5 protein-coding genes are annotated in these 3351 nt (G+C 61.0%); 4 read left to right on the top strand and 1 reads right to left on the bottom strand.

What is annotated here, in order from left to right; translation table 11 throughout:
• Positions 1 to 879 (bottom strand): threonine ammonia-lyase, biosynthetic (gene ilvA, locus V6C16_RS09790; protein WP_333543103.1); only part of this gene is annotated, 879 nt, incomplete at its 3' end.
• Between the two features lie 205 nt (positions 880 to 1084).
• Here ilvA and V6C16_RS09785 point away from each other — a divergent pair.
• The 4 genes from V6C16_RS09785 to V6C16_RS09770 form a co-directional block, all read left to right on the top strand.
• Positions 1085 to 1783, top strand: a complete 699-nt coding sequence (locus V6C16_RS09785; protein WP_333543102.1) for a class I SAM-dependent methyltransferase — start codon at positions 1085 to 1087, stop codon at positions 1781 to 1783.
• A gap of 65 nt (positions 1784 to 1848) precedes the next feature.
• Positions 1849 to 2265 (top strand): nickel-responsive transcriptional regulator NikR, encoded by a 417-nt coding sequence (nikR, locus tag V6C16_RS09780; RefSeq protein WP_012625386.1) that lies wholly within the window; start codon positions 1849 to 1851, stop codon positions 2263 to 2265.
• The gene (gene folE2, locus V6C16_RS09775) at positions 2265 to 3047 is read left to right on the top strand and encodes a GTP cyclohydrolase FolE2 (RefSeq protein ID WP_333543101.1); all 783 of its coding nucleotides are present in this window, start codon (positions 2265 to 2267) and stop codon (positions 3045 to 3047) included. The genes nikR and folE2 overlap by 1 nt, the downstream gene beginning before the upstream one ends.
• Positions 3048 to 3129: 82 nt before the next feature.
• Positions 3130 to 3351, top strand: a 222-nt coding sequence (locus V6C16_RS09770) for a flagellar basal body protein (RefSeq protein ID WP_333543100.1), incomplete at its 3' end; no start/stop codon positions are given.

Raw genomic sequence — 3351 nt, 5'->3', positions numbered from 1 at the left:
GGCGGCATAGGCGCGCAGCCCGGCCAGGGCCAAGGCTCCTGCGGGCTCGGCAACCATGCGCGTATCTTCGAAAATATCCTTTATGGCCCCGCAGATGGCGTCGGTTTCCACCACAATGATGTCATCCAGCAGGTCGCGGCACAGGGCAAAGGTGTGTTCTCCCACCAGCTTCACGGCAACGCCGTCGGCAAAAAGCCCCACATCATGCAATTCCACGCGCTTTCCGGCCATGACCGAACGGCGCATGGCATCGGAATCCACAGGTTCAACGCCGATGACCCGGATTTCTGGCCGCAGCGCCTTGATATAGGCCGCAACGCCCGCCGCCATGCCCCCGCCGCCGATGGGCACAAAAACAGCGTGTATATCGCCGGGGTGCTGCCGCAGGATTTCCATGCCAATGGTTCCCTGCCCGGCAATGACGTCAGGATCGTCAAAAGGCGGAATATAGATGCAGCCGCTTTCCTGAATAAGCTTGAGCGTATGCTGCGATGCATCACTGAAAGATTCGCCTGAAAGCACCACCTGCCCGCCCAGACGGCGCACAGCCTCCACCTTGATGGCGGGTGTGGTCACAGGCATGACAATGGTGGCCTCGCAGCCGAGCTTGCGCGCCGCCAGGGCCACACCCTGGGCATGGTTGCCCGCCGAGGCGGCAATAACGCCGCGCCGCAGGTCTTCCGCCGACAGGCGGGCCATCTTGTTGTACGCGCCACGCAGCTTGAAGGAAAAAACAGGCTGATAATCCTCCCGCTTGAGCAGGATTCTGTTGCCGAGGCGGCGAGAAAGCGTCTTGGCCTCTTCGAGAGGAGTCTCCACAGCCACGTCATAAACGCGGCTCAACAAAATGCGGTTCAGGTATTCGCTGTGCTTGTGCATGCATGTATCCTTACGGCTGCAAAAATGACACGGCTGTCCCGCAGCCGTGCAGAAAAAACGCTTGTTCGTCAGCGCAGATTCTTATATACCCGGCGTCCGCTCACCTCAAGCCCCCAATAATAACGCCCATGCGCCGCGCAGGGCCATGCGCCCGTACGCCCTGTACAGCGGCGACCCATTAGGATAAGCTTCCGCCGGAGAATATATGCCGCCAGAATACCCGCAGCAAGAAGACAAGGCCCTGCGCGCCTATCAGCCGCACATCACCGTGCGCGCCGCCGGGCGTCTGTGGCAGCTCAGCCGTGCCGCCGACCTTGAGCAGTTGTGGGAAGCCATGACTGCCGACTCCCACGACTTTGACGACGAGCGCCTGCCCTATTGGACGGAACTCTGGCCGTCAAGCGTGGCTTTGGCCTCATGGCTGCATGAGCGCCGCCATGAGATCGAAGGGCAAAACTGCCTTGACCTGGGCTGTGGCCTGGGCCTCACGGCTATGGTGGGCCAGTGGCTCGGCGCACGGGTGACGGCTGCGGATTATGAAGAAGAGGCCCTGCGCTTTGCCGCCCGCAACGCGAAGCTCAACGAGGTTTCCCAGGCTCTGTGGACAGTTATGGACTGGCGCTGTCCCGCTGTGCGGTGGGGCAGCATGCACCGCATCTGGGGCGGCGACATCATGTATGAAAAACGCTTTGTAACACCGGTACTGCGCTTTCTGGGCCATGCCCTGGCCCCTGACGGCGCGGCATGGGTAGCCGAGCCGGGGCGTTCGGTTTACGATACGTTCCTGCACGCCCTGCAAAGCGGCGGCTGGCACGGAAGGCGGGTGTACGCCCAAAAGGTGGAAGCCCTCTACGCCCAGCCCGTACCCGTCACCGTGCAGGTATGGGAAATCCGCCGCGCCTGACGCGGCCGCAACACAAAAGAACAGCGCTCCGCCCTTGCGGGCGGGAAGCGCCGCAGGACACTGTTATGGGAAATCTTGCACGCTTTGGCGTTTCACTGGATCAAGACCTGCTGGAACCCTTTGACGAACTTTGCCGGCGCAAAAGCTATCCCAATCGTTCCGAAGCCATACGCGACCTTATCCGCAAGGCGCTGGTGGAAGAAAAGTGGAACAGCGACGCCCACGGCGCCGGCACGCTCACCCTGGTTTATGACCACCATAAAAACGATCTTTCCCGCCGTCTTGTGCAAATTCAGCACGACGACCATGACCTTATCGTCACCACCCTGCACGTACACCTTGACCACTACAACTGTCTTGAAGTGCTCGTGCTCAAAGGCGAGCCCAAGCGCATGCGCGCCCTGGCCGACAAGCTTATCGCCTGCCGCGGCGTCAAGCACGGCACTTTCACCGGCACTACCACAGGAGAGGACCTGGCATAATGGAAGACGTGCAAAGTCATGCCCCGCAGATTCCCCTGAACATAGACCGTGTGGGCGTGCGGGAACTCCGGCTGCCGCTGCTCGTGCGCGACCGCACCAGGGGTACGCAACAGACCGTTGCCAGCGTGGACCTTGGCGTGGACCTGCCCTCTGCGTTCAAGGGTACCCACATGAGCCGCTTTGTGGAGGCGCTGGAGCAGTGGAATGATGAAATCAGCTACCAGTCGGTGCGCCGCCTGCTGCAGGACATCAGGCAGCGTCTGGAGGCCCGGCGGGCTTACGCGCGCTTCTGCTTTCCCTACTTCATCAGCAAGGCCGCCCCGGCTTCGGGCAGTCCCGCGCTGGTAAGCTATCAGTGCCGCCTCACCGGTGAGCTTGACGATGCGGGGCAGCACTTTATTCTTGAAGTGGACGTCCCCGTCATGACGGTCTGCCCCTGCTCCAAGGCCATCAGCAACGAAGGCGCGCACAGCCAGCGGGCTACGGTGCGCATGCGCCTGCGCATGAAAACATTTTCCTGGCTGGAAGACTTCATAGACATCGCCGAGGCTTCCGGTTCATCGGCTGTCTACACGCTGCTCAAGCGCGAGGACGAAAAGTACGTCACCGAACACGCCTTTGCCCATCCCGCATTTGTGGAAGACGTGGTGCGCAATGTGGCGCAGCGCCTGTCGGAACACGGCCAGGTGGAATGGTTCAGCGTTGAGGTGGAAAGTATGGAGTCCATACACAACCACAATGCCTTTGCCCGCATTGAGCGGCACATGTGCGACAGGAGCTGAAACCGAGCCTGTACGCCACGTACAAAAAAATTTTGCAATCGTTTGCCGGTTGTGCTAGTGCAGCGCTAAGGGTTGTTTTTACATGCGCGCCGCCCGCGCCGAAATTGTCGCGGGCAGACACGCAAGACCCCCTCAGGGTACAGATATGAGCGGCATAAACACAAGCATGCAACTGGGCGCTTCAGCCATGAACACCCACTCTTGGGGCATGGCTGTTTCTGCGCACAATGTTGCCAATGTCAGCACCGCGGGCTTTGAGCCGCAGCGCGCCGTCTACGCCACCGGCCCGGCAGGCCAGGGGGTG

Source organism: Desulfovibrio sp. 1188_IL3213 (assembly GCF_036763145.1).
Lineage (GTDB): Bacteria > Desulfobacterota > Desulfovibrionia > Desulfovibrionales > Desulfovibrionaceae > Desulfovibrio.
Note: the sequence above shows the minus strand (reverse complement) of the source record. Positions and strands in the feature narration are given on the sequence as shown.